Source organism: Chromobacterium aquaticum (assembly GCF_021129195.1).
GTDB classification, from domain to species: domain Bacteria; phylum Pseudomonadota; class Gammaproteobacteria; order Burkholderiales; family Chromobacteriaceae; genus Chromobacterium; species Chromobacterium aquaticum.
The window spans coordinates 1-2894 of sequence record NZ_JAJOHW010000220.1 but is presented as its reverse complement, the minus strand read 5'-3'; the positions used below and the strand labels follow the sequence as shown (position 1 = coordinate 2894).

Sequence of the window (2894 nt, the reverse complement as noted above, 5' to 3'; positions counted from 1 at the left end):
CCCTTGAGCTGGGTGGGCATGGACGGCATCGCGCTGCCGCTGCGGCTGGCGGACGCCGCCCACGGCTGCGTCTCCGCCCGCGCCAGCGTGCAAGTCAACCTGCCCCGGCCGGCGATCAAGGGCATACACATGTCCCGGCTCTACCGGCTGCTGCAGCCTCACGCCGGCGCCGCGCCGCTGAGCCCGGACGCCCTCGCCCGGCTGCTGCGGGCGATGGTGGACAGCCACGCCGACTGCGGCAGCGACGCCGCCCGCGCCGAATTCCGCTTTGAACTGCTATGCCAACGCCCGGCGCTAGCCACGCCGGGCCTGTCCGGCTGGAAAGCCTACCCGGCCGCGCTGGGCGCCGAACTCGATGGCGACGGCTGCCGGCTGTGGGCCGAAGTGGAAATCGCCTACTCCTCCACCTGCCCCTGCTCCGCCGCGCTGGCGCGCCGGCTGATCGCCGACGCCTTCCTCCAACAACCCTGCGCGGCCACGCCGGACGCTGTTTACGACTGGCTGCTGGAACACGCCACCCTGGCCACCCCACACAGCCAGCGCAGCCAGGCGCGGCTGCGCTTCGACATCCCCGCCAACGCCGCCGGCTGGGAGCTGGCGGCGCGCATAGACCTGGCCGAACAAGCGCTGGCCACCCCGGTGCAAACCGCGGTCAAGCGCGCCGACGAACAAGCCTTCGCCGCGCTCAACGGCGCCAATCTGATGTATGTGGAAGACGCCGCGCGCCGGCTGCAGGCGGCGCTGGCCGGCCACGGCCTGAGCCGGGTCGACGTCCGCCACCAGGAAAGCCTGCACCCTCACGACGCGGTGGCGGCAAGTCAGCTCCCGGAGGGGCTCGCATGATACGCAAGAACCCTTCGGGCCACCTGCCGGTGATCGCCGAATCCGCCTACGTCGACAAAACCGCCATCCTCTGCGGCAAGATCATCGTCCACGACCATGTCTTCATCGGCCCCTACGCGGTGATCCGCGCCGACGAAGTGGACGCCAACGGCGAGATGGAGGCCATCGTCATCGGCCCCCACTCCAATATCCAGGACGGCGTGGTCATCCACTCCAAGGCCGGCGCCGCCGTCGCCATAGGCGCGCACACCTCCATCGCCCACCGCTCCATCATCCACGGCCCCTGCACCGTGGGCGAACGCGTCTTCGTCGGCTTCAACAGCGTGCTGTTCAACTGCCGCGTCGGCGACGGCTGCGTGGTGCGCCACAACGCGGTGGTGGACGGCTGCGAACTGCCGGCCGGCTGCTACGTGGCCTCCACCGAACGCATAGGCGCGGCCAGCGACACCGCACGCCTGCCCAAGGCCAGCGTGTCCGCCGCCGAATTCTCCGAAGACGTGCTGCGCGCCAACAGCGAACTGGTGCGCGGCTACAAAGCGCTGCAAAACGAGTTCTGAATGAGCGACATCCTGATCCGCAACGCCCGCCTGGTCAGCGACGGCCGCGAGTGGGAAGCCGACCTGCGCGTCGGCAACGGCCGCATCCGCCGCATCGATGCCAGCCTGCCCGGCCGCCCCGGCGACATCGACATCGACGCCGCCGGCCAATGGCTGCTGCCCGGCATGATCGACGACCAAGTCCACTTCCGCGAACCCGGCGCGCCGCACAAGGGCAGCATCGCCAGCGAATCCCGCGCCGCGGTGGCCGGCGGCGTCACCAGCTTCATGGACATGCCCAACACCCGGCCGGCCACCACCTGCCTGGACGCGCTGGCGGACAAGGAAAGCCGCGCCGCCGCCGGCTCGGTGGCCAATTACGGCTTCCATCTGGGCGCCACCCGCCACAATCTGGACTTGATCGCCGCGCTGCCGCCCAAGCGCGCCGCCGGCGTCAAAGTGTTCATGGGCGCCAGCACCGGCGACCTGCTGCTGGACGACCCGGCCGCGCTGGAACGGCTGTTCGCCGCTTGCCCGCTGCCCATCCTCACCCACTGCGAACACACGCCGCGCATCCGCGAACGCGAAGCCGCCTGGCGGCTGCGCTTCGGCGACGACATCCCGCCGAACCAGCACCCGCTGATCCGCGACGCCGAAGCCTGCTACCAATCCACCCGGCTGGCGGTGGAGCTGGCGCGGCGCCACGGCAGCCAGCTGCACGTGCTGCACCTGAGCAGCGCGCGCGAACTGGAGCTGTTCCAGCCCGGCCCCGTCGCCGGCAAGCGCATCACCGCCGAAGCCTGCGTCCACCACCTGCTGCTGGACGACGGCGACTACGCCCGCCTGGGCCACCTGATCAAATGCAATCCGGCGATCAAAAGCCGCGCCGACCGCGACGCGCTGCGCCAGGCGCTGCGCGACGGCCGCATCGATCTGATAGGCACCGATCACGCGCCGCACGCCTGGGAGGAAAAACAGCAGCCCTACGCCCAGGCCCCGGCCGGCCTGCCGCTGGTACAGCACGCGCTGCCGGCGCTGCTGGAACTGGTGGCCGACGGCGAACTGACGCTGCCGCAACTGGTGGACAAGACCAGCCACGCGGTGGCCATGCGCTTCGCCATCGCCGAACGCGGCTATCTGCGCGAAGGCTATTGGGCCGATCTCACGCTGGTGCAGCGCCTGCCCGCGCCGCGCCCAGTCTGCCGCGACACCCTGCTGGCCCATTGCGGCTGGACCCCGTTCCCGCATCTGGCCTTCCGCCACGCGGTCAGCGCCACCATCGTTTCCGGCCAACTGGCCTGGCACCAGGGCCGCGTCCAGCCGGACTGCCAGGGACTGCCGCTGCGGTTTATGCGTTGATTCGACTCAAATTTAGCGATGATCCCGTTCTTTCAGCCAGCTCAGCCTTATCTCCATCGTTTTTAGGAAAATTCCTATTCAATCAAATAATTAACTTATTAATATATTTCACCTCTTCAATTCGTTATTGGAGCCCGCCCATGCCGCCGCATCGAC

Annotated in this window: 3 protein-coding genes; all 3 read left to right on the top strand. The window is 69.1% G+C overall.

Features of this window, described 5'->3' with window-relative positions:
• On the top strand, nucleotides 1-843 hold an 843-nt coding region (gene folE2, locus LQT98_RS23135; RefSeq protein WP_231465525.1), incomplete at its 5' end, for a GTP cyclohydrolase FolE2.
• Nucleotides 840-1400: an LbetaH domain-containing protein gene (locus LQT98_RS23130; RefSeq protein ID WP_048409814.1), complete on the top strand. Its 561-nt coding sequence runs from the start codon at nucleotides 840-842 to the stop codon at nucleotides 1398-1400. The genes folE2 and LQT98_RS23130, both read left to right, overlap by 4 nt.
• Nucleotides 1401-2738, top strand: coding sequence for a dihydroorotase (locus LQT98_RS23125; protein ID WP_231465524.1), 1338 nt, complete (start codon nucleotides 1401-1403; stop codon nucleotides 2736-2738). It begins immediately after the preceding gene.
• Nucleotides 2739-2894 lie beyond the last annotated feature (156 nt).

Coding starts and splice junctions, on each gene's coding strand:
- LQT98_RS23130 (WP_048409814.1), top strand. CDS start 840: ATGATACGCAAGAACCCTTCGGGCCACCTGCCGGTGATCGCCGAATCC.
- LQT98_RS23125 (WP_231465524.1), top strand. CDS start 1,401: ATGAGCGACATCCTGATCCGCAACGCCCGCCTGGTCAGCGACGGCCGC.